This window comes from Bacillus sp. FSL M7-0558 (assembly GCF_038003245.1).
GTDB lineage: Bacteria > Bacillota > Bacilli > Bacillales > Bacillaceae > Bacillus > Bacillus pumilus.
Genome location: NZ_JBBOOU010000001.1, coordinates 2,295,109 through 2,317,637 on the forward strand (window position 1 = coordinate 2,295,109; position 22,529 = coordinate 2,317,637).

At 41.6% G+C, this 22,529-nt stretch carries 22 protein-coding genes; 2 read left to right on the plus strand and 20 right to left on the minus strand.

Translation table 11 applies throughout. The annotated features are described in order from the left end of the window. Nucleotides 1-7 precede the first annotated feature (7 nt). Nucleotides 8-1,327: a DEAD/DEAH box helicase gene (locus MHB79_RS11570; protein ID WP_003217519.1), complete on the minus strand. Its 1,320-nt coding sequence runs from the start codon at nt 1,325-1,327 to the stop codon at nt 8-10. 155 nt (nt 1,328-1,482) lie between these two features. On the opposite strand from MHB79_RS11570, the gene vrrA reads away from it, so the two are divergent. Both vrrA and MHB79_RS11580 read left to right on the plus strand, forming a co-directional pair. Then, on the plus strand, nt 1,483-2,181 hold the full coding sequence (gene vrrA, locus MHB79_RS11575) for a VrrA/YqfQ family protein (RefSeq protein ID WP_106029137.1): 699 nt from the start codon (nt 1,483-1,485) through the stop codon (nt 2,179-2,181). A 158-nt stretch (nt 2,182-2,339) separates the two neighbouring features. Next, complete coding sequence (locus tag MHB79_RS11580) at nt 2,340-3,284, plus strand: 4-hydroxy-3-methylbut-2-enyl diphosphate reductase (protein ID WP_003217509.1); 945 nt, start codon at nt 2,340-2,342, stop codon at nt 3,282-3,284. 37 nt (nt 3,285-3,321) lie between these two features. On the opposite strand, the gene MHB79_RS11585 is transcribed toward MHB79_RS11580, so the two are convergent. The 19 genes from MHB79_RS11585 to yqfD all read right to left on the minus strand — a co-directional run bounded on the left by MHB79_RS11585 (nt 3,322) and on the right by yqfD (nt 22,522). Then, nucleotides 3,322-4,443 carry a Nif3-like dinuclear metal center hexameric protein gene (locus MHB79_RS11585; protein ID WP_003217458.1) on the minus strand — a complete coding sequence of 374 codons (1,122 nt, stop codon included), beginning with the start codon at nt 4,441-4,443 and terminating at the stop codon, nt 3,322-3,324. Then, the gene (locus MHB79_RS11590) at nt 4,436-5,152 is read right to left on the minus strand and encodes a tRNA (adenine(22)-N(1))-methyltransferase (protein ID WP_339160171.1); all 717 of its coding nucleotides are present in this window, start codon (nt 5,150-5,152) and stop codon (nt 4,436-4,438) included. Before MHB79_RS11590 ends, MHB79_RS11585 begins: the two co-directional genes overlap by 8 nt. A gap of 120 nt (nt 5,153-5,272) precedes the next feature. Then, a complete protein-coding gene (gene cccA / locus MHB79_RS11595) occupies nt 5,273-5,632 on the minus strand; it encodes a cytochrome c550 (protein ID WP_034319511.1) in 360 nt (119 codons plus the stop codon). A gap of 303 nt (nt 5,633-5,935) precedes the next feature. Continuing rightward, nucleotides 5,936-7,057, minus strand: coding sequence for an RNA polymerase sigma factor RpoD (rpoD, locus tag MHB79_RS11600; RefSeq protein ID WP_008342392.1), 1,122 nt, complete (start codon nt 7,055-7,057; stop codon nt 5,936-5,938). Nucleotides 7,058-7,258: 201 nt separating this feature from the next. Further along, complete coding sequence (gene dnaG / locus MHB79_RS11605; protein WP_251190307.1) at nt 7,259-9,088, minus strand: DNA primase; 1,830 nt, start codon at nt 9,086-9,088, stop codon at nt 7,259-7,261. A gap of 33 nt (nt 9,089-9,121) precedes the next feature. After that, nucleotides 9,122-9,622 (minus strand): YaiI/YqxD family protein, encoded by a 501-nt coding sequence (locus MHB79_RS11610; RefSeq protein WP_003217513.1) that lies wholly within the window; start codon nt 9,620-9,622, stop codon nt 9,122-9,124. Between the two features lie 261 nt (nt 9,623-9,883). After that, nucleotides 9,884-10,705, minus strand: coding sequence for a pyruvate, water dikinase regulatory protein (locus MHB79_RS11615; protein ID WP_008342399.1), 822 nt, complete (start codon nt 10,703-10,705; stop codon nt 9,884-9,886). A gap of 25 nt (nt 10,706-10,730) precedes the next feature. After that, a complete protein-coding gene (locus MHB79_RS11620; RefSeq protein ID WP_034620854.1) occupies nt 10,731-11,369 on the minus strand; it encodes a helix-turn-helix transcriptional regulator in 639 nt (212 codons plus the stop codon). Nucleotides 11,370-11,535: 166 nt separating this feature from the next. Then, on the minus strand, nt 11,536-13,581 hold the full coding sequence (glyS, locus tag MHB79_RS11625; RefSeq protein WP_340989802.1) for a glycine--tRNA ligase subunit beta: 2,046 nt from the start codon (nt 13,579-13,581) through the stop codon (nt 11,536-11,538). Further along, a complete protein-coding gene (gene glyQ / locus MHB79_RS11630) occupies nt 13,574-14,461 on the minus strand; it encodes a glycine--tRNA ligase subunit alpha (RefSeq protein WP_003217487.1) in 888 nt (295 codons plus the stop codon). The genes glyS and glyQ overlap by 8 nt, the downstream gene beginning before the upstream one ends. A gap of 329 nt (nt 14,462-14,790) precedes the next feature. Then, a complete protein-coding gene (gene recO / locus MHB79_RS11635) occupies nt 14,791-15,561 on the minus strand; it encodes a DNA repair protein RecO (RefSeq protein ID WP_034661344.1) in 771 nt (256 codons plus the stop codon). Between the two features lie 35 nt (nt 15,562-15,596). Beyond that, on the minus strand, nt 15,597-15,740 hold the full coding sequence (locus MHB79_RS11640) for a YqzL family protein (RefSeq protein ID WP_003217288.1): 144 nt from the start codon (nt 15,738-15,740) through the stop codon (nt 15,597-15,599). A 148-nt stretch (nt 15,741-15,888) separates the two neighbouring features. Then, the gene (gene era / locus MHB79_RS11645; protein WP_003217394.1) at nt 15,889-16,794 is read right to left on the minus strand and encodes a GTPase Era; all 906 of its coding nucleotides are present in this window, start codon (nt 16,792-16,794) and stop codon (nt 15,889-15,891) included. Further along, on the minus strand, nt 16,787-17,185 hold the full coding sequence (locus tag MHB79_RS11650) for a cytidine deaminase (RefSeq protein WP_003217296.1): 399 nt from the start codon (nt 17,183-17,185) through the stop codon (nt 16,787-16,789). Before MHB79_RS11650 ends, era begins: the two co-directional genes overlap by 8 nt. 113 nt (nt 17,186-17,298) lie before the next feature. Next, nucleotides 17,299-17,685 carry a diacylglycerol kinase family protein gene (locus tag MHB79_RS11655; RefSeq protein ID WP_340989804.1) on the minus strand — a complete coding sequence of 129 codons (387 nt, stop codon included), beginning with the start codon at nt 17,683-17,685 and terminating at the stop codon, nt 17,299-17,301. Continuing rightward, complete coding sequence (gene ybeY, locus MHB79_RS11660; RefSeq protein ID WP_012010615.1) at nt 17,663-18,142, minus strand: rRNA maturation RNase YbeY; 480 nt, start codon at nt 18,140-18,142, stop codon at nt 17,663-17,665. The genes MHB79_RS11655 and ybeY overlap by 23 nt, the downstream gene beginning before the upstream one ends. Then, the gene (locus tag MHB79_RS11665) at nt 18,143-20,254 is read right to left on the minus strand and encodes an HD family phosphohydrolase (protein WP_374726557.1); all 2,112 of its coding nucleotides are present in this window, start codon (nt 20,252-20,254) and stop codon (nt 18,143-18,145) included. Between the two features lie 114 nt (nt 20,255-20,368). Beyond that, the gene (locus MHB79_RS11670) at nt 20,369-21,328 is read right to left on the minus strand and encodes a PhoH family protein (RefSeq protein WP_003217430.1); all 960 of its coding nucleotides are present in this window, start codon (nt 21,326-21,328) and stop codon (nt 20,369-20,371) included. Nucleotides 21,329-21,331: 3 nt separating this feature from the next. After that, nucleotides 21,332-22,522: a sporulation protein YqfD gene (gene yqfD, locus MHB79_RS11675; protein WP_106029133.1), complete on the minus strand. Its 1,191-nt coding sequence runs from the start codon at nt 22,520-22,522 to the stop codon at nt 21,332-21,334. Nucleotides 22,523-22,529 lie beyond the last annotated feature (7 nt).

Sequence of the window (22,529 nt, forward strand, 5' to 3'; positions counted from 1 at the left end):
TTTCCCCCTACTTTCCATTACGCTTTGACTTTCTACGTTCCTGTCTTTTGATTTTGTCCATCTCACGTGTCATTTTCTTTTTATATCCAGGTTTGACGGCTTTCGGTTTTCTCACAAGACGCTTTGCTTTTTCTTCAATTTCATTAGGTGCTTTTTTACGTCTTTGACGCTTCAAGCGGTCATCTGCATCTCGCCATTCGCCATGAACAATGGTTTTGTTTTCAAACACAACGCCCATTTTCTCAATTTGAATGAGTGCATCCTCATCAGCAAGCTCATAAATAGTCATCGCAATTCCAGATGAACCAGCTCGAGCCGTTCGACCAACACGGTGAACATAAAAATCAAGATCAGATGGAAGCTCATAGTTGATCACATGGCTGACACCTTTAATATCAATTCCGCGGGCTGCAAGGTCAGATGCCACAATATAAGTGAACTCTAAATCATCAATTTGTTTCATCACTTTTTTACGTTCGCGCGGCGTTAATCCGCCATGAAGCACTCCAACTTTCATTCCTTTTTCTTGTAGGAATGATGCGATTTCATCAACGGTTGTTTTTGTATTGGCAAAAATGATGCCTAAATAAGGCTGTACATTCGTCACCATTTCATGGAGCAATTTTAGCTTGTCGCGCTGTTTAGATGGGACTAAAATATGCTGGATGTTTTCAGCTGTAATCCGTTTTGGTTCAACATGGGCATATTTTGGATTGTCCATATATTTTTTCAGGAATGGCTTTAGTTTTTCTGGAATCGTTGCTGAGAACACAAGCATTTGCAGCTGCTCTGGCATTTGTGAACCAATACGGTCCACATCTTCTAAAAAGCCCATATCCAGCATTAAATCCGCTTCATCAATGACAAGAGATGTCGCTTTGTAAACGTTCAGCGCCTGCTCATGAATGAGGTCCGCAATACGTCCAGGTGTGCCGACAACCAAATGCGGCTGGTTTTTTAGCTTTTGAATGGATTTCTGCTTGTCCGTTCCGCCAATGTAAAGCTTTGCTTTAATTTCTTCTTCTGGAGAGGCCTTCTTTAAGATCGTTTGGGCTTCTTTGAAAATTTGATTGGCTAATTCTCTTGTAGGTGCAGTAATCACGACTTGTACGTGCTCTTTGCTTGGATCAATTGAATGAATAAGCGGCAATAAGTACGCGTGGGTTTTCCCTGTTCCTGTTTGTGATTGACCAATCACGCTTTCTCCTTTTAACACAGCAGGGATAATTCTTTTTTGAATATCAGTTGGCTCATAAAAGCCCAGTTCATGAATAGCATCTATTATAAAAGACTTTAATTCATATGTCGTAAATTTTGTTTCGTTCATGTTTTCACTCCTTAAGGCAATGCCTTTTTGCTCATCTCCTCATTATAGCTGATTTTCAGCAAAAAAACCATGTCCGCTTTTCTTACAGGAAACCAATTGATGCTTCCTTGCATAACCTATGATTAGAAAGAGAATGCAGTAAGGGAGGTACAAGTATGTTAGGGCAAAGGCCTATGGGCGATTTTCAGCCGCACCGTCCCTCACGCCGGCATCTTGGAAATGGCGGACAGCCCGGAATTTTTCAAAGGAGGCAGCAGGCTCCTATCGAACAGCCTTTTCAAGGGCAAGGCAATCAATTTCAGCAAATGATGCCTCGCTCCCCGTCTGTACAGGGAGGCGGTGTACGCGGAATGGGCGGAATTCCAGGAGGCGAAAGCCGTGCACTAGGCGGCGGAGCAGGAATGAAAGGCTTGCTCTCTAAATTTCTTCCTGGCGCAGGGGGAGCAGGGGTTTCTGGAGGTGGTGCGGGATTACAAGGAATCCAGAGCTTCGCAAATCCTGCAACCCTCTCAAGCATGTTGGGAAATGTTCAAAAGGTGCTCGGAATGGCGCAGCAATTTACGCCAATGATTCAGCAATACGGTCCTTTAGTCAGAAATTTGCCTGCGATGATTAAGCTGTACAGCCAGCTTGGCAGTGCAGATGATGATGAAACAAGTACAGATGAAGAACCTAAAGAAATCGGCGAGGAAACAGAAGTGCAAAAAGAGGTTGCATCAGGAGATGATGAAATAGAAGAAAACGAAGAACCAGAGGACATCCTCGTCAAAAAAGCAGCTCCTCACACATCACCTGCTCCTGAAGCAAAACCGAAAAAAAGACCTGGCAGCTCTGTTCCAAAACTATATGTCTAGTGATCTTTTAACGGCGAAGTGTCCCCTGCGTATAACAATCTTTGATATATACGCTTACTTTGGCTATAATGGAAGCTAGAGAATGATAAAAAGCCGTTTTTCCACGGCTTTTTATATTGTTCTTCTCTAGCAGCACTTCCCTACAGGAGGACGAATAAATGAATGTAATTAAAATTTCGCCGCGTGGCTATTGCTATGGCGTTGTAGATGCAATGGTCATTGCTAAAAATGCCGCACTTGATAAAAACTTGCCACGCCCAATTTATATATTAGGTATGATTGTGCACAACAAACACGTGACAGATGCCTTCGAAGAAGATGGGATCTACACACTGGACGGCCCAAACCGCTTGGACATTTTAAAGCAGGTTGAAAGCGGAACAGTTATTTTCACTGCTCACGGCGTTTCACCTGAGGTTCGTCAAATTGCAGAAGAAAAAGGTCTTGTCGCCATTGATGCAACCTGTCCCGATGTAACGAAAACACATGAACTCATTTCAGAGAAAACAGCCGATGGGTATGACATTATTTATATCGGAAAAAAAGGTCATCCTGAGCCAGAGGGAGCTGTCGGAGTAGCCCCTGACAAGGTGCATCTTGTCGAATCAGAAGCGGACATTGAGGCGCTCGATTTAACATCAGATAAATTGCTTATCACCAATCAGACAACGATGTCTCAGTGGGATGTCCACGATCTGATGGAGCTCATAAAAGAGAAATATCCTCACGTCGAGTACCATCAAGAAATTTGTCTTGCGACACAAGTACGTCAGGAAGCTGTATCTCAGCAAGCTGGCCAAGCCGATCTTACCATTGTTGTCGGCGATCCAAAAAGTAATAACTCCAACCGTCTGGCACAAGTGTCAATGGAGATTGCTGGAACGCAGGCTTACCGTATTGGTGACCTAAGTGAGCTCAAGCTGGAGTGGCTGCAAGGCGTAAATACCGTTGCCATTACTGCTGGCGCTTCTACACCAACGCCTATTACAAAAGAAGTGATCCGTTTCTTAGAAAACTACGAGCCGGATGATGAATCAACTTGGAAGATTGAACGATCGGTTCCTCTTTCGAAAATACTACCGCGCGTGAAAACAAAGAAATAAATAAACGTCAGAGCTTCTATGCTCTGACGTTTTTTGTTTACATAAATTGAAATGGATTTGTGTTTGATTCAGAAACAAAGAGCTGTACATCATACTTTTTCTCTGAACATAGCGATTGAAGCTTCGCCTTTACGCCCTCTTTCATCATCTTTTCTGCATAATGCCCTGGGTCCACTACGTTCAGCCCGAGCATCATGGCATCATGGGCGACATGGAAATAAAGATCCCCTGTCACATACACATCAGCACCCATTCTTTTTGCTTGATGAATGTATTTATTTCCGTCTCCGCCAAGCACAGCTACTTTTTTCACAACAGCGTCCTGATCACCTACAAAGCGAGCACCATTTACATCCAGCTTTGTCTTCACAAATCGCGCGAAGTCTCCAAGGGTCATAGGCTCTCTTAGCTCCCCTATACGGCCAAGCCCTTTTTGAATAGGAGGAAGGTCTGTCGTGTGTACACTATAAGCGACTTCTTCATAAGGATGTGCTTTGATCATTTCACGAATGACTTGTTTTTCAATACTTGCCGGGAAAATGGTTTCAATCCGTACTTCTTTAACAAATTCCAATTGACCGGTCTCACCAATGAACGGGTCCGCATCTTCTGATGGCAAAAAGCTGCCTGTCCCTTCATTTGAAAACGCACAATGGCTGTAGTTGCCAATATGGCCGGCGCCCGCATTTCCTAAAGCTGTCCGGATGGCTTCTTCAAATTCCTGCGGGACATAGAGGGCAAGCTGTTTGATTTGATCTTCATATGTCGGGACTAACACACTTGTTTCTTCAAGCTCTAAAGCCTCCGCAAGCAAGTCATTGACTCCTCCATCAGCCACATCTAAATTCGTATGTGCCACATATACTGCAATATCATGTTTGATGCATTTCTCAATGATTCGTCCAGCTGGCTGATCTGTCGCTACATGTTTTAACGGACGGAAGATCGGCGGATGGTGAGCAATCATGAGATCCACATTTTTTTCGATCGCCTCATCTACCACATTCTCTAGTACATCTAAGGTGATCATGACATTGTTTACCTTTTTATTTAACGTCCCAATCTGGAGACCGATTTTGTCTCCTTCCATGGCATATGCCTTTGGTGAAAATTGTTCAAATAATTGGATGATTTCATGTCCGTTTACTGTTTTAGCCAACAGTCAAAACCTCCTTTAGAATCTTTATTTTTACATGCAGCTCTTCAAGACGCTCCTTGTTCTCTTCTGTTCGCGCTGCCTGCTGAATTTGACTTTCTATCTTCTCCATATGCTGGAGCTCTTGCATCCACTTGCGCCGGAAGACGTCATTTTGCTCTTTCGCAAGAAACGGACCAACTAGCATGCCTGTTTCAATTGACATCCCTTCATAGGCTTTATCTTTGTCGCCTTTTTCGGCGATGATGATTTCGTATATTTTGCCATCCTCTTCTAAAATGACTTCACCCATCAATTCATACCCCTCTTGATAGAGCCATAAACGAATGTGGTGAGCATGGATATTCGGCTGAAGAATAAGCCTTTCATGGCCTGTGAGCTTATGCTTGCCGTCATTTAAAATGCTTGCGATGAGTGCTCCGCCCATACCTGCAATCGTTACAGCATTCACTTCGCCCTTTTCAATGACTTCAAGACCATTACCTTTTCTGACCGAGATCTGGTCATCTAATTCAAGTCTATGTACTTGCTGCTTCGCCGATTGAAGCGGTCCTTCTGTAATTTCACCAGCAACCGCTTTTAATGCTTTTTGATGCAGGATTGCATAGCACGGCAAATAGGCATGATCTGAGCCGATATCAGCAAAGACAGCCTCATGTGGTAAAAAGTCTGCGACTCTTTTTAGTCGTTTTGATAAATTCATTTCATTCATACGTATCACTACTTTTCTTTAATGTTCATACTTGTCTATCTTATATAAATTATGGACTTTTTAAAAGTCGTTTTCAAATGAAAAAAGCTCTTCTGATCAAAAAGAGCTTTTTGCGTAACATTATTTAATTTTGGATACCCATTCTGACATTTCATCGAGCTTTTCATTCGGGATTAGCCCGCCTGGCATCCCGTTGCCGCCTTCTTGAATTTTCTTCTTGATGTCTGCTACTTCAAGCTTGTCTCCAACACCTTTTAATGCAGGACCTGCACCGCCTTCATAGTTTTCCCCGTGACAACTCAGACAGTTTTGCTTATACAATTCTTCCGGCGTCGCATTCGCTGTTTCTTCTTGCTTTTGCTCCTCGCCTCCAGAGGCGATTTTTTCTTCATCTTTCAGCCCCTTCATTGATAAGAAAAAAGTGAGTCCAATACCTAAAATGGCAATCAATAAAAATGGTATAAGTGGATTCCGTTTCATTTCTTTCATCCTCCCCTTTGTGAAAACCCCTTTAAGACTATACAAACAATTCTAATTCTACTTTAATTTTACAAAAAGTAAACGAATTATGATACAAAACTTTGGTCAAGTTCACAGATTAGACAAAAATGATGCAAAGATGAGAAATGAAGCCTTCAGCACATTTTGATGTATTTTTTATACATCTTTTCTCTAAGAACGTTGCAAATTTATTATTTATTCAGTAAAATATAATCAGATTGAAAAAAGCGTTTTCATTTTTGATGAAGAAAGAACGGATCTCTTTCAAGATCCGTCCAGTTTCTACTCTAAGAAGTCTTTTAATCGTTTACTTCTGCTTGGGTGTCTTAATTTACGCAGAGCTTTCGCTTCAATTTGGCGGATACGCTCTCTTGTGACGCCGAACACCTTTCCAACCTCTTCTAACGTACGTGTTCTTCCGTCATCTAGTCCGAAACGTAGTCTCAGTACATTTTCTTCACGGTCCGTTAGCGTGTCTAGTACATCTTCAAGCTGCTCTTTTAACAATTCGTATGCAGCATGGTCAGATGGAGATGTCGCCTCTTGGTCTTCAATAAAATCACCAAGGTGCGAGTCATCTTCTTCACCAATAGGTGTTTCTAAAGATACTGGCTCTTGTGCAATTTTAAGAATTTCTCTAACCTTTTCTGGCGTTAAATCCATATCTTCAGCAATTTCCTCTGGCGTTGGTTCTCTGCCTAGGTCTTGCAGAAGCTGTCTTTGAACACGGATCAATTTATTAATGGTTTCTACCATATGAACCGGGATCCTGATTGTTCTTGCCTGATCGGCAATCGCACGCGTGATCGCCTGTCTAATCCACCAAGTCGCATATGTTGAGAATTTGTATCCTTTGCGGTAATCAAACTTCTCAACTGCCTTCATAAGACCCATGTTTCCTTCTTGAATCAAGTCAAGGAACAGCATACCACGTCCGACGTAGCGTTTCGCGATGCTGACAACGAGACGAAGGTTTGCTTCCGCTAATCTTCTTTTTGATTCCTCATCGCCTTCTTCGATCTTTTGAGCATACGTAATTTCTTCTTTAGCAGATAACAAATTGACGCGTCCGATTTCTTTTAAGTACATACGAACAGGATCATTAATTTTGACACCTGGTGGTACGCTTAAATCATTTAGGTCAAATTCTTCTTCTGCTTTAGCCAGCTGCTGAACATTTGGGTCTTCTGTCTCTTCGTTTTCACTAATGAGCTCTACACCCTGTTCGCCTAAATATTCATAGTATTCATCCATTTGGTCTGATTCAATTTCAAAGCTAGACATACGCTCTGCAATTTCTTCGTATGTTAAAACGCCCCGTTTTTTACCCGTTTCAGTGAGCTTATCTCTCACCTGTTCAAAGGTTAATTCAGTTTCGGTTTCGTGGGCTTGTTTATCAGCCATTATGGATCCCTCCTTCCAAAGCTTGCAACGAATTCTAAAGTAACTTGCGATTTGCTTCCGCTCTGCTTTTCTCTCTTTATCAAACAGATGAGCAAATAGGAATAAAATAAAAAATGATGAAGGCAAGATGCTTGCGGTCTTATGCTCCTCCCGTAAAGGATTCATTGCCAGCCGTAAGTCTTGTCATAAATATTAGACGTATTACTTCAGCGAACGGTTCAACTGAACAATTTCTTTTGCAAGTGTTGCCGCTTTGAAGAAATCTTTTTGCCTCTCCGCTTCTGCACGTTCTAGTTCTTTTTCCTTTATCATTGACAAATTCCGATGATTCAACACTTTTTTTACATAATCACTTAATTCAGCTTCACTTAGTTCGTCTCCAACTTGAATCATGAATATATCCGTCAGAAGCTGATTGATGATATCATCTTCTATACGGTTCATCAGGTGCTGCGGCGTTGGTTCTTTGCCTTCTTCATACAAAGCATAAATGTACGTGGCCAGCGCCCTGTGAGAATCTATATTAAATTCAATCCCTACTCTGTCAAGTACTTTTCGGATCACGTCATCGCTTTTTAACATATGAGCAAGCAGCATTCGCTCTGCATTTTCATATGCTGGCCGCAGACGCTTTCTTCGTACCTGTGTTGACAGATGTGCACGCCGTTTTTCAAGCCCGCTTTCTTCCTGCGTGCTTTTGTCTTCTTGTCGCTGCTGTTTTTCAAACAGCTCCAGTTGTTCCTTTAATGAATCAAGTGAGATCGAGAACTCTCCAGCAAGCTGTTTCATGTAAATCTCTTGTTCCAAGGAACCGTTTAATCGGCTAATTTCTCGGAGTACCTGCTTCATATAAGTAAGCCGGTCTCCTTCATCAGATAAATTCTTTCCCCTACGGAAAAAGTTCATCTTAAAAGTCATTAATGTCACACTTGCATCTATGATGTCATTCCTAAATTTCTCGCCACCATATTTACGAATGTAATCATCTGGATCAAGTCCATCTGGTATCATGGCAACGCGAACTTTACATCCTCTTTTTCCAAGCAAATCTGATGCTTTCATGGTGGCTTCATAACCGGCCGTGTCAGAGTCATAGCAAAGAATGATCTCTTCTACGTTCCGTCTGAGAAGTTTTACGTGCTCTTCTGTTAGAGACGTACCCATTGTTGCAACACTTTCGCCGACACCTGATGTGACAGCTGAAATGACGTCAGCAAATCCTTCGAAAAGAACCGCCCGTTCGCGTTTTCGAATATGCATACGCGCGTCATGAAAGTGATAAAGCAGCTTACTTTTATGAAAAAGTGGCGTTTCAGGACTATTCATATACTTAGGCTGCTGATCACCAAGCGATCTTCCGGAAAAAGCGATGACTGTCCCGTGATGATCATGAATGGGAAACATCACACGATCCCTAAAGCGGTCAAAAAAGCCTGTTCCGTTTTCACGTTGAATCAAAAGACCGGCCTTCTCCATCATCGCAGGATCAAACCCTCGCTTTTCTAAAAACTTGGTCACGAAATCCCAAGAGTCAAGAGCATATCCGATCTCAAACTTGGCAATTGTTTCATCTGTAAAGCCTCTCGCCCGTAAATAATCGAGTGCGTTTTGACCTTCCTTTGTATTTACCAGCAAATGGTGGTAAAATTTCTTAAGAAGCTCATGCGCTTCAATCATTTTATGATCTGCAGTGTCCTCTTGCTGTGAGGAGCTGATCTGAGCATTTGCTACATGATCAGGCAAATCAATATGGTACTTATCAGCAACATGTGAAACGGCTTCAATAAATGAGTAGCCTTCCATTTGTCTGAGGAACGAAAATACATTACCTCCTGCACCACAGCCAAAACAATGGAAGATTTGCTTATCTGCTGAAACAGAGAATGAAGGAGTATTTTCACCATGGAATGGACAAAGACCGAAATAATTTCGACCTTGCTTTCTAAGCTGTACGTATTCTCCAATCACTTCGACAATGTCTGCGTTTTTTTGGATTTGCTCCAAAAGTTCATCTGGTATACGTTTGCTCATCCTAATAACACTCCGTCGTACATTATTCGCCTTTTAATTCAAAAATCCTTCATGATTCGACAGGATTTTTTGTAGTTGCGTAATAAATCGCTTTTTATCCTCTTCTAAAAGCTTTTTGGGACCTTTTCCATATACACCTTTTCTTCGCTGTTTACTGGAAACATGTCTGCGTTCCAAATCAAAATCAATTGTTTCGTTTGTGTACATCCGTCCTCTTTCAGACAGTACAATGACCTGTCTTGGAAGCAGTAAGGAAGCAAGACCAATGTCTTGGGTGACGACAATATCATGCGCTGAAGCTGAGTTCGCAATGACTAAATCCGCTGCTTCCTTATGTGTATCTACAAACCGCCAATCTTCAAGTGGAGATCTTTTGGTTTGAAAATGCTCATATGAAGCAATGAACGTCACAGGTACTTGAAATTGAGATGCGACAGAAAGGATTTCGTCTTTTACAGGACAAGCATCTGCATCGACATAAATCGTCCTCTCTTGTTTATGTTCATTCAGGTGACTAATTCTCCATCCCTCCACCTTATTCCTGCTTTAGAGAAGCAAAAAGACCATACTTTTCCCCCATATAGCAAACAACAGTAAAACTCATTTTGTCGAAAAGTTATGTTCAGAATCACTTGACTTCTGCCAATATTAGTTTATTCGTTCTTGACTTAACTTAAACCTAAAATCAATCATTTTATCACAATTTTTTATTATAATACAAATGCAGCAAATATGCCATTGTTTTTGTTTACCCGTTTCCCACCATAGGAAAAACCCAGGAGGAGCATCCTGAGTTTATTCGGAACCTCTTTTGGTCAGCATTTGATGAATGACATTTGCCGTTTCTTCAACTGCTTTATTCGATACATCAACAACTTGACAGTTAATGCGGTCCACCACTTTTTCAAAATACTCTAGCTCTTCTTTAATCCGTTCAATGTTCGCATAAATCGCGCGATCATTTAAACCTAGAGATTTCAAACGCTCTTTACGAATATGATTTAGTTTGTCTGGACTGATTTTCAGACCGATGCATTTCTTTGGATCAACTGAAAATAACTCCTCTGGCGGATCTACTTCAGGAACAATTGGAACGTTTGCTACCTTCAGCCGTTTATGCGCCAAGTATTGAGATAGTGGTGTCTTAGATGTGCGTGATACACCGATGAGCACAATATCAGCCTTTAGAATGCCTCTTGGGTCTCTGCCGTCATCATACTTCACTGCGAACTCAATGGCTTCAACCTTTTTAAAATAATCCTCATCTAATTGACGTACACGCCCCGGCTCATGTTTCGCTTCATTTCCATAAGCAGTCTCCATTTTATCGATCAGTGGTCCGATGATGTCATAATAAACGACTCCGTTTGCTTCTGCCTCTTCAATTAAGAATTGGCGCATTTCTGGCACAACAAGAGTAAAGCAGACGATTCCGTTATCTGCTTTCGCCAGTGAAATGACTTCTTTAATCGTACCGACATCCTCTACATACGGGATTCTTCTGATATTTGAATGGTCTGATGAGCCGCCATCAAATTGGCTAAGTGCCGCTTTGACTACGAGCTCTGCCGTTTCTCCTACTGAATCTGATACCACAAAAATTACGCGATTACTCATAACATCCCCTCGCAGTCTTCTGTAATTAGATTATTTCATTCTCCGATAAGTTAACAAGTATTTTCGTCATGTTTGTTTTCGTAATTCTGCCGACCACTTCAAAGCCTTTATCCGTATCTTTTATAACAGGAAGTGCGTCTATCTGCTTTTCAATCAAGTGCTTCGCCACACCCATAATGAAATCTTCCTTGCGGCAAACGGTAATGTTCGGCATTCTTGTCATAATAATATGGACAGGAATAGATGGAAGCTCCTGTTTTCCAATACTTGCGCGAAGGAGGTCTTTCCTTGACAACACGCCTGTTAAAATAGAGTGATCGTCCACAACGAATAATGTGCCCACATCTTCTAAAAACATCGTACAAATCGCATCATAAACTGAAACATTCTCATGTATCACCACTGGAATGGATTGAAAATCTTTCACTTGAAGTTTTTTCAACTTATCTGCTAGAAGCTGCGTACCTGTTTTTCCTGTGAAAAAGTAGCCGACCCTTGGTCTTGCTTCTAAAAAGCCTGACATCGTTAATATGGCTAAATCCGGTCTGAGGGTCGCCCTAGTTAAGTTCAGCCGATCGGCGATATGCTCTCCAGTGATCGGACCATTCTCTTTGACAATCTGTAAAATCTGCTCTTGCCGTTTATTTAACTCGATTGTACTCACCACCTTTAAATAGAGAGAGCGAATCTTTACTTTATGTATATCATTTTCATAACTCATCATATTATAGCGCATCTTTGTCCGATTGAAACAAAAATCCACTCAAAAACCGTGAATTAAATGAGTAAAAAACGATTGCCCTTCAAAAAAGGCAACCGTTCTTAGGTATTTATTTTACAATTAAATTGTTCATATTCGCAAATGATTGAATGACTTTTGCTAGTTTCACCATTTGTGCCAAACGATTTCGCTTCAGCTTTTCATCATCTGCATGAACCATTGTGTGATCGAAATAATGAACAATCGGTGTTTTTAGCGTATCAAGCGCCTCAAGTGCTGCGCTGTATTGCCCTGCTGCTACATGTTCATTGACAGCTGTCTCTACTTGCTGATACGCCTCATATAGCTTTTGCTCATGCTCATTTTCAAACAGCTCAGGCTGAATTTCTGCGTCTTCCCCTTTTTTACTGATTGAAATGACGCGTCCTAATGCTTCTGCTGTTTCTTTGAAGCTTTCTTGTTTCACGCTCTCTTCAAGAACAGCTGCTTTTTTCACGACTGCATAAGGTTCAATATTTTCAACATCCAGTACTGCATCGACAACATCATGACGGATATGCTCTGCTTGGAGGACATATTTTAAACGGTGTGTTAAAAATTCAATGAGAGCAGTTTCTTGTGCTGCTTCTACTTGAGCAAGTGCCAAAAGCTCTTTGAATGAAATGTTCCAATGACGATCAAGCAGAATTTGAACGATACCGCTCGCTTGTCTTCTTAGTCCATAAGGATCTTGAGAGCCCGTTGGAATGACATCAATTGAGAAGAAGGAACAAATAGAATCCAGCTTATCGGCTACTGCCACAATCGCACCAATTAAAGTGGAAGGCGCCTCATCACCGGCAAAGCGCGGCATATAGTGCTCATTGATGCTCTTTGCCACTTCTTCATGTTCACCAAGTGCTTTTGCATATTTCTCGCCCATGATTCCTTGTAATTCTGGGAATTCATAGACCATTTGAGTCACAAGATCAAATTTCGAAATACTTGCGGCTCTTGCCACACGCTCTGTCGTTTCGTCATTTGCACCGACATGCGCTGCTAGACGCGTCGCAATGTCTGTCACTCTCTTGAGCTTGTCGCCAATTGTGCCAAGTTTCTCATGGAATACAACCTTATCAAGCTTTTTAATATTGTCTTCAATGACTAGTTTTTCGTCTTCTTTATAGAAGAAGGCAGCATCTGATAAACGTGCACGAAGTACTTTTTCGTTCCCTCTTGCGACATTTTCAAGCGCCTCACTGTTTCCATTTCTCACCGTAATAAAGTGAGGCAATAATTCACCTTGCTCATTTTTCACAGGGAAATAGCGCTGATGCTCTTTCATTGTCGTTACCAATACTTCTTCCGGCAATGCAAGGAATTCTTCTTCAAAGGAACCAGATAGTACCGTTGGGTATTCCACAAGATTGTTGACCTCTTCTAGAAGCTCAGGATCAACAGGTATCACCCAGCCTTTTTCTGAAGATAGAGCATTTAGCTGCTCGGTAATGGATTGTTTTCTTTTATCTGAATCTGCAATGACAAATTGATCGCGCAATGTTTGCTCATAAGAAGCAGGCGAGTCGATGGTGGCTGCCTTACCAAGGAAACGGTGTCCTCTTGTCTCGCGACCGCTTTTCACCCCAGCAATGTGAGCAGGTACAATCTCCTCTCCAAATAAACAAACAATCCATTTAATCGGACGGATGTAGCGTAAATCTTTGCTTCCCCATCTCATGTTCTTTGGAAAACTTAATGAAGCGGCGATCTCACCTAATGCTGGCAGAAGGTCTTTGACTTGCTTTCCTTCTTGAAACTTCTGGACATGGACATAATCTACTCCTTTGATCTCTTTAAAATAGAGATCATCTGTTGAAGCACCTTGTCCGCGGGCAAAGCCTTCCGCTGCTTTTGTCCAATTGCCTTCCGCATCTTGTGCGATCTTTTTAGCCGGACCTTTTGCTTCTTCTTTGATGTCTTCTTGTTTTTCTGCGACACCTTTCACAAGTACAGCAAGACGTCTTGGTGAGTTAAATAGAGCAACATCTTCAAATGAAATGTTTTGCTCTTCAAACCACACTTTTACTTTCTCGCCTAGCTGCTTTGTGCTTTCTGGCATGAAACGAGCCGGCATCTCTTCTAAGCCGATTTCGAGTAATACATCTTGTTTATTCATGAGAAGCCGCCTCCTCTTTTAGCATAGGGAATCCCAATTTTTCTCGTTCTTCATAATATGTTTTGGCTACTTTTCTTGCTAACTGGCGCACTCTTCCGATATATCCAGTTCGCTCAGTAACAGAAATTGCGCCCTTTGCATCGAGCAGGTTAAACGTATGAGAGCATTTGAGCACATAATCGTATGCCGGGTGAACAAGCCCTTTGTCCATTTGGCTATGCGCTTCTTTCTCATAGGTTGTAAATAAATCAAACAGCATGTCAGTATTAGATGTTTCAAATGTATAAACAGAATGCTCATATTCAGCCATTAAGAATAAATCTCTCACCGTAAATCCGTCAGTCCATTCAAGATCGAAGACATTTTCTTTGTCTTGGATGTAGGAAGCAAGACGTTCAATACCGTATGTGATTTCAACGGAAACGGGCTTACATTCTAAGCCGCCGACTTGCTGGAAATACGTGAATTGGGTGATTTCCATCCCATCAAGCCATACTTCCCAACCAAGCCCTGCACAGCCAAGAGATGGGTTTTCCCAGTTGTCTTCTACAAAACGAATATCATGTTTCAGCGGGTCAATACCAAGCGCTTTCAAAGATTCAAGATACAGTTCTTGAATATTGTCAGGTGACGGCTTAATGATTACTTGGAATTGATGATGCTGATACAATCTATTTGGGTTTTCTCCATATCTGCCATCAGCCGGGCGTCTTGAAGGCTCTACATACGCTACCTTCCATGGCTCTGGACCAATGCTTCGCAGGAACGTGTATGGACTCATCGTTCCGGCACCTTTTTCTGTGTCATACGCCTGCATTAATACGCAGCCTTCATTTGACCAATGCTTTTGCAACGTCAAAATCATGTCTTGAATATTCAATGATCGCACCTCCATCTTTTCTACACCATCCGCTATGTATGGCGGGTGGGTCTAGAACCCCGCAAAAGAACACAAAAACTCCCGTCTCTATGCTCGCAAGGCTCCTTGCAAACATAGGGACGAGAGTTTTTCCCGCGGTTCCACCCTATTTGCTGGTATCGTAGCATCCAGCCGCTTTGTTTTACGTTGCTCAAGAATGCCTTTCGTTACGCCTCCATCCTTAGCTCACACCGCCCTAAGGTCGCTTTTATGGATTTTGCGCAAGTACTTCTTTCTGTCAATGCAACATATTTTATCTTAGATGATCTTACAAAAAGTCATGGAAGATGTCAACTTTTGTTTTCCCCACCCATTAGCTTTTTCATGGATTCCATCTGATTCATGAATTTTTTTGATTTCAAATAAAGGCCTGAATACTCTTCATAGTAGTGATCGAGCACTTGACGAATTTCTTGTTTCGTCTGCGGTTTCACATCAACCTGACCGAGCCTTGATAAATCAAAATAATGAAATAAACGGAGCAGCCTTGCAGCTGCTGGAGATAAGGGCAGTTTATACGGATCTTTAGAAAAGCAATTTTGGCAAATAAAGCCGTTGTCTCTAATCGAGAAATGAAACTGCCCTTCTTTTTGACCACAGTGGACACATTGATCCAGTTCGGGCTTCATTCCCATCACTGATAACATTTTGACCTCTACGATAAATAAGATAATATCAGCATCTGTGCCTTCATTCAGATGACGCAAAGATTGAAGCAGGAGCTCAAACAAATAAGGGTTTGGCTTTTTTTCTTCTGTACCTTTATCGAGTAACTCTGTCATATATGCGGCATATGCGGTCAAAAATAAATCCTCCCGAATGGTTCGCATACTTTCAATCATTTCGCCTTGCTGGAGCGTTCCAAGTCCTGTTGATGATTGGATCAGGAAGGTTCCGTATAAAAACGGCTGGCTTATGGCTGACAGGCGGCTGTTTGATTTTTTTGCGCCTCTTGCCATCACACCAATTTTCCCATGTTCTCTAGTGAGCAGCGTGACAATTTTGTTTGTTTCGCCATAATCTGTTGTTCTAAGGACGATTCCTTCACTTTTAATGAGCATTTGTCTACACTCCGAGCATTGGAGGGGGTCAAGAATTATAAGATTGGAAAATCAAATCGTGCTATCTCTTCTTCAAGTACATCGGGTCTTTCCAGGTTCTCCTTTTCTAACTCTTTGAAAAGCAGATACGTGTCAACGCTTCCTGTTTGTGAAAATACGTTCCATGTAAAATTCAACATAAAAACCCCACCTTTCTTTATTAGAAGCAGCAACGCTACATCCAACATATTAATTATATCTTGACCAGGCTACCTCCATTTCATGATAAACAATTTTTACTAATCGAACCGCACCATTGTCAGATTTTATGACAACAGCAGCAAATTTTTAATATTCGTCGTCTCTAAATCCGAAGTCACGAAGGTGAGTGGATTTATTACGCCAGTCCTTCTGAACCTTTACCCAAAGCTCCAGATACACTTTTGAACCGAGAAGTGCTTCAATATCTCTGCGCGCTTTTTGTCCCACTTCTTTTAATAAGCTGCCTCGTTTTCCAATAACAATCCCTTTTTGTGAATCACGTTCTACGACAATGGTCGCCGCCACATGGATCTTGCCATTTTCATCTGGCTTAATGGATTCGATCGCCACTGCAATGCTGTGCGGGATCTCTTCTCTTGTTAAATGCAGCACTTTTTCGCGAATTAATTCAGAAATAATAAACCGCTCTGGGTGATCTGTTACTTGATCTGCTGGATAAAATTGCGGGCCCTCAGGAAGATAACCTTCAACCTGCTGAAGAAGCGTGTCAATGTTGTTTCCTTCAAGAGCTGAAATTGGCACAATTTCCTTAAATGGATAACGTGTGCGGTATTCATCAATTAAAAGGAACAGCTCATCTGGGTGAATTTGGTCGATTTTATTGACGACTAGGAATACCGGTGTAGATGTTTGCTTGAGTCGTTCAATGATGAATTCATCACCCTTGCCATAGCCTTCCTTTGCATTGATCATAAACAAGATCAGGTCGACTTCCTTCAGTGTATTTGTAGCCACTTTCATCATAAAATCACCAAGCTTATGCTTAGGTTTATGAATCCCTGGTGTATCGATAAAGATCGTTTGTGACGTATTTGTTGTTAAGACACCTTGCACTTTGTTTCGTGTCGTTTGGGGCTTATCACTCATGATGGCGATCTTTTGTCCAATCACACGATTAAGAAAGGTTGATTTTCCTACATTTGGTCTTCCAATAATGGATACAAATCCTGATTTGAAGCTTTCGTTAGTCATTTAAATCCTCCGGTGAAAATGCGCCTGGCAATAGTTCGTTTACTGTTGTTTCGTATATTTGTCCTTTTAAGTTCGTTAGAATCACTGGCATGTCAGGTGCACATAGCTCTGAAATAACCTGTCTGCATGCGCCGCACGGCGAAACAGGCCGGTCTGTATCAGCCACTACCGCTAGCATTTGAAACGATGTGATGCCTTCTGAATAGGCTTTAAAAAGTGCTGTTCTTTCCGCACAATTACACATACCATATGCTGCATTTTCAATGTTGCAGCCGCCATACACTTTTCCATCGTTCGACAACAATGCTGCACCGACTTTGAATTTTGAATAGGGTACATATGCAAAATCTCTTGCTTTAACTGCTTCTGAAATCAACTCTTGTTTGTTCATTCCTAGTTCCCACTTTCAGAAGAAATGGACCCACTGTCACATTTATATTTTACATAATTCACGTGACATTTTCACGCCCATTTCTAAAAATGTTAATAAATAGTAATATTGTTCTATTGCATGATCTTCGGTAAGAAGATCATCAACCCAATCATAACCGAAATCGCGGCGTAAACGCAAACAGCGCCTGCTGCGGCGTCTTTCGCTTTCTCAGCAAGCGGGTGCCTCTCTTCTGTCATAAGGTCCACTGTATGTTCAATGGCTGTATTGACAAGTTCAAGGGCAAACATCCCCCCGCATAAAAGCAAAACGATCATCCATTCGAATGGTTCAATGTGAAACCAAAAGCCGCAGATCACCACGATGATGGCTGCGACAGTATGAAATCGCAAATTCCGTTCATTCAAGAAAGTTCGCCATATTCCTCTAAATGCATAATAAAAGCTCCGAAAAAAACGGGCAAGCGGCCTTCTTTTCTTACGAAGATCTTGAAAGGCCATAATCATCCAAGATCTTTGTCTGTTTGGCGAACATTTCTTTTTCATCTTCCTCTGTCATATGATCAAACCCGAGCAAATGCAGGAACCCATGAATGGTGAGAAATCCAAGCTCTCTCATAAAGGAATGTCCATATTCCTCTGCCTGCTCTTTCGTACGGTCCACACTAATGATGATGTCACCGAGTACAGGCGGAATATCATCAGCACCAATAATTTCAATTTCCCCTTCTCCTTCTTCTTCGAGTGCAAAGGAGATCACATCCGTTGGTGCGTCTTTTCCGCGGTATTCTTTATTAATTTGATGAATCTCTTCATTTGAAACGATCGTCACTGATACCTCCGCTTGATCTTTGACCTCAAGGGCATCAGCAGCGAACTGAAGAAGCTTTTCCACTTCTTCAAGCTGCTCTTTTGATACTTGTCCTGTTTCATCTATTAAATCGATTAACAATGTCATTTACTTCACCTTCTGCTTTGGGGCATCTGGATATTCAATCCGAGAATGGAAAATCCCCTTTAATGTTGTACAAATCGTTTGACTAATAATATTTAACTCTTTAAATGTCAGATCACATTCACTAAATTGCCCATCCTGCATTTTATCAGAAATAATGCCTTTGACGAGCTTTTCGATCCGCTCTGGATTTGGATTATGCATCGATCGTACCGCCGCTTCCACGCTGTCCGCTACAGAAATAATCGCCGCTTCTTTTGATTGCGGTTTTGGCCCAGGATAACGGAATTCTTCTTCTGTCACCTGATCATCACGCTCTTTTGCCTTATAGTAAAAGAACTTTAACAGCGACTTCCCGTGATGCTGTTCGGCAATATCAACAAGCTCTTCAGGAAACTTCTTTTCTCTCAGCATATCAGCTCCATCTGTCGTATGGGCAATAATGATATTTTTACTTAGCTGAGGAGAAAGCTTGTCGTGCGGATTATCAATATTCATTTGGTTTTCGATAAAGTATTGCGGTCTTTTCGTTTTCCCAATGTCGTGATAATAAGCGCCGACCCTTGCTAAAAGACCGTTTGCTCCGACTGCTTCACATGCAGCATCCGCTAAATTTGCCACCATGACACTATGATGATATGTACCTGGTGTCTCTGTTAAAATCTTTTTAAGCAGCGGATGATTTGGGTTTGATAGTTCAATCAGCTTCATTGTTGAAAGAATGCCGAACATACTCTCAAACACAGGCATTAGCCCAATGACCAAAATAGATGATGCAAACCCTGACACAATCGCCATCATAAGGTTCACACCGATTTCAAGCCCTGATGGTGAGGAGTTTTGAATCAGCGTAATGGATAGAACCACAAGGACATTCACCAAAGCGACCGAAAGCCCTGCCTGCAATATTTTTGAACGTGCATTATGCTTTCTCAAAAATAAAATGCCCGCCATCCCGCTCACAAGGTAATAAGCGCAGATCACATAGTTAAAGACGCCGGTTACTCCTTGATTAAACATCATACTGCCGCAAAGAGCAAATACAAGGCCAGAGAAGATCGCTAGCCGCTCATTGATAAGCAGCTTGATCAGCATCGTGCCAAGTGCCACTGGCACCACATAACCTATCGTCGTATACTTCGTTTCCTGGAAGAGACTGAATACTTCCATGATAACTAAAATAATGGTGAAAATGAGCGAGTAGAGAAGCAACGACTTATTCTTATGAACAAGCGATTTTTTCCTCGATTCAAGTGAATGAATAATCGCTGCTAAGAATAGACCAATCAAGATCATAAGACCGCTTACAGGTTTAATCAAATTGGAGCTATTTAAGAGCCCTGTCAGTTCTAATTTACGATACACTTCTCGGTCGATAAGTTCTCCTTCTTCGACTAAGATTTGCCCTTGCTTAATTTGAACCGGCTGTATATTATCAGCGGCTTCTTGCCTTTTCTTCTCTGTCGCCACTGGATCAAATACATAGTTTGGAATGATCGCAAATTCACCGATTTCTTTCGCCGCATTTAAGTATTTGGATGGAATTGAGTTATTTTCAAGCTCTGTTTTCACTTGTTTTTTCTCATCTTGTAATTTCGCTGCTGTGATTTCTTTACTCATCAGTGAATTCACCACTGTGATGATGGAATCCTTAGTAAAAGAGAGATTTTCGTCACTTGCCTGAAGCAGTGCTTTGATGGATTGGTCTGAAACAGCCTCCTGCATATCTGATGTGAGTTTTTCTTTGACACGCTTGACCATTTCTTTATCTGATGGCGGATTTTCTTTTTCATCAGCTGCTTTCTTCTCTTCTTTAATGGCTTCGAAAAGGGAGGAGATGAGGTCAACACGATTGTCAGAATACGCTTTTTTGAGTGTATATTGATCCTCTACTTGATCTGTTGCTTCTTGCTTCTTTTCTTCTGTCGCTTCTTGATCATCGACGGTTGATGGAGAATAGATGGTCTGTTCGCTCACTGAAAATAAATCTAAGTCGAGCGATTCAGGCTTTACATGGAAGAAGAGCACCACGAATAGAATGGCTGCTAAACCAGCGTATAGCAAAACATTTAAATAACGTGAGCGCTCCATTTTCTGAGGTTCTTTTTTAGACAGCAGTCTTTTGCGCTTACTGTCTTTCTGATTCTTTCTCAAGGAAAGTACCTCCTTTTTTACTTTAAACCACGATCGAAACAAAATGACCCGATGAAGACGATCGGGTCACTAAGGTCATTTTTGCTTTTCGTATGCTCCGATGATCTTTGCCACAAGCGGGTGTCTGACCACATCTGTCTGGTCTAGCTCAATAAATGAGATGCCCTTGATCTCTGCAAGCATGTCCTTTGCAGCTGCAAGGCCAGACTGCATGCCCTTCGGCAGGTCAATCTGTGTAATATCTCCTGTAATGACCATTTTAGAGCCAAACCCAAGTCTCGTCAAAAACATTTTCATTTGGGCAGGCGTTGTATTCTGCGCTTCATCTAAAATAACAAATGCATCATCGAGTGTCCGTCCTCTCATATAGGCAAGAGGCGCTATTTCAATCACACCGCGCTCGATTAAACGTTCCGTATGATCACTGCCAAGCACATCATGCAAGGCATCATATAGTGGTCTTAAATAAGGATCTACTTTTTCCTTTAGATCACCTGGTAAAAAGCCAAGACTTTCTCCTGCTTCAACAGCTGGTCTTGTCAGGATAATCCGTTTCACATGTCCATTTTTCAGTGCATGAACGGCGTTGACGACTGCCAAATACGTCTTCCCTGTACCAGCTGGTCCAATTCCAAAGACCAGGTCATCTTTTTTCATCGCCGCAGCATATTCCCGCTGGCCAATGGTTTTTACCCTGATTGACTTTCCTTTAGCATTTTTCGTAATTTCATCTTCATACATATTTTCAAAATAATTGAGCTTGTCTTTTTGCGCCATTTTGATGGCATATACGACATCCCGTTCAGAAATCTCAATTCCTTTTCGGATGAGATGTAAGAGAGATGTCATCAGACGGCTCGCTGTTTCTCTTGATGCTTCCTGACCAGAAACATACACCTTTTCTCCGCGCGTAATAATGGAGACATTCAGCTCGTTTTCCATCAGTTTCAGATAAGCATCTTGATTTCCAAATAAAGCAATGGCTTCGTTTGGGCTATCTAATTTTTGTTGAATTTCAAGTAAATGTTCTGTCATTCTCTAGTCTCCCTGAACAATAGGTGTTGGTTGAACAATATCTTCTATTACTTGGTAAAGGATGATTAACTTAACTTTACCATTCCCTGTTGTCTCGTGCAAAACTTTTTCACTTTTCACCTCTCCTGTTTGACCTAGCTTCTCTTCTAATTCTTTTTTACCCATTTTAATCCCTGCTTGAACCGCTTCTTTATTTGTGTATGTCCGGTTTATTTTTTCGCTTTCCCGTGTCGTTTCTTTTTCATAGGAAAATGGGAGCTGGAAGTTTAAGAAATGGAGTGGGTGAACTTCAGTTTCTGTTTTTGGCTGCTTAAAATCATCCTTTTTAAAGGAAAATCCCCAAAATGGCATTGAACCTCCAAATGCGGAGAGCTTGTGCTTTGTCTTCATTTTACCCGTAAAGACATCAAAAGATGTTCGAAGAGGGACAGAAACTTCAGAACGATACCACGTTTCACCATAAATTTTCGCTTTAGCACCAACCGTTTTTTGCTGGTCTTCGCTGCCGATGAGGCCAGAGACGAGCATTTGTCCTTTCTTCACATGTTCATCAACTGCGGCAAGCGGCTCCCCTTTTTCCACATACATTCTCGTGATGACCGCCTTCTTCTTGGCCACAATATGCTGAGGACTCGTATATTTCTCTTTTTCCGGCTCATTTTTTTCCACAACTTTCATTTGAAATGTTGTACCGTTTAGTTCAACGCCGACCCATGTAATGCTTTGAATATTGGCGGTCAGTGATTTTTGAATTTTTTCAGGTGTTCCCATTAGAAACTGAAAACGGCCTTTTTGCACACCAATCTCGTCTAAATGCTTTCTCATCTGATGTTCAGTTTCTGGATTGGCCCCTTTAATATCAATTTTCCACACCATGTTAGAAAGTGCCAATATCGTCACTAGAAAAAACACAATCCCAAGGGTAAACCCAATATTCTTCCTTGACCATAGGAGAAGGAACGGAAATCCTTTCTTTTGATGAAATGAACATGTTACCTCATGATGTCTTTGTACTTTTCTAAAGGCATGTACATCTGATAAGCGAATAAATAAGCGCACGCTGTCTTGACGGCGGCTCACTTGAAACATTGTGATCCCCTGTCTCGTGCACTCATTGATGAGCCGCTCAATGCCGTTTCCCTTGATTTCCACTTCCACTCTGCCAATAAAATAGGCGAACCATTTATTCTTCACACTTCTC

Coding starts and splice junctions, on each gene's coding strand:
- MHB79_RS11655 (WP_340989804.1), bottom strand. CDS start 17,685: ATGGCCTTTCAAGATCTTCGTAAGAAAAGAAGGCCGCTTGCCCGTTTT.
- glyS (WP_340989802.1), bottom strand. CDS start 13,581: ATGAATAAACAAGATGTATTACTCGAAATCGGCTTAGAAGAGATGCCG.
- MHB79_RS11590 (WP_339160171.1), bottom strand. CDS start 5,152: ATGAATGAAATGAATTTATCAAAACGACTAAAAAGAGTCGCAGACTTT.
- ybeY (WP_012010615.1), bottom strand. CDS start 18,142: ATGACATTGTTAATCGATTTAATAGATGAAACAGGACAAGTATCAAAA.
- MHB79_RS11570 (WP_003217519.1), bottom strand. CDS start 1,327: ATGAACGAAACAAAATTTACGACATATGAATTAAAGTCTTTTATAATA.
- MHB79_RS11615 (WP_008342399.1), bottom strand. CDS start 10,705: ATGAGTAATCGCGTAATTTTTGTGGTATCAGATTCAGTAGGAGAAACG.
- MHB79_RS11640 (WP_003217288.1), bottom strand. CDS start 15,740: ATGTTGAATTTTACATGGAACGTATTTTCACAAACAGGAAGCGTTGAC.
- recO (WP_034661344.1), bottom strand. CDS start 15,561: ATGCTCATTAAAAGTGAAGGAATCGTCCTTAGAACAACAGATTATGGC.
- cccA (WP_034319511.1), bottom strand. CDS start 5,632: ATGAAACGGAATCCACTTATACCATTTTTATTGATTGCCATTTTAGGT.
- rpoD (WP_008342392.1), bottom strand. CDS start 7,057: ATGGCTGATAAACAAGCCCACGAAACCGAAACTGAATTAACCTTTGAA.
- MHB79_RS11670 (WP_003217430.1), bottom strand. CDS start 21,328: ATGACAGAACATTTACTTGAAATTCAACAAAAATTAGATAGCCCAAAC.
- MHB79_RS11580 (WP_003217509.1), top strand. CDS start 2,340: ATGAATGTAATTAAAATTTCGCCGCGTGGCTATTGCTATGGCGTTGTA.
- MHB79_RS11650 (WP_003217296.1), bottom strand. CDS start 17,185: ATGAACAAACAAGAGTTGATTTCAGAAGCAGTTAAAGCAAGAGATTTT.
- dnaG (WP_251190307.1), bottom strand. CDS start 9,088: ATGAGCAAACGTATACCAGATGAACTTTTGGAGCAAATCCAAAAAAAC.
- vrrA (WP_106029137.1), top strand. CDS start 1,483: ATGTTAGGGCAAAGGCCTATGGGCGATTTTCAGCCGCACCGTCCCTCA.
- era (WP_003217394.1), bottom strand. CDS start 16,794: ATGACTAACGAAAGCTTCAAATCAGGATTTGTATCCATTATTGGAAGA.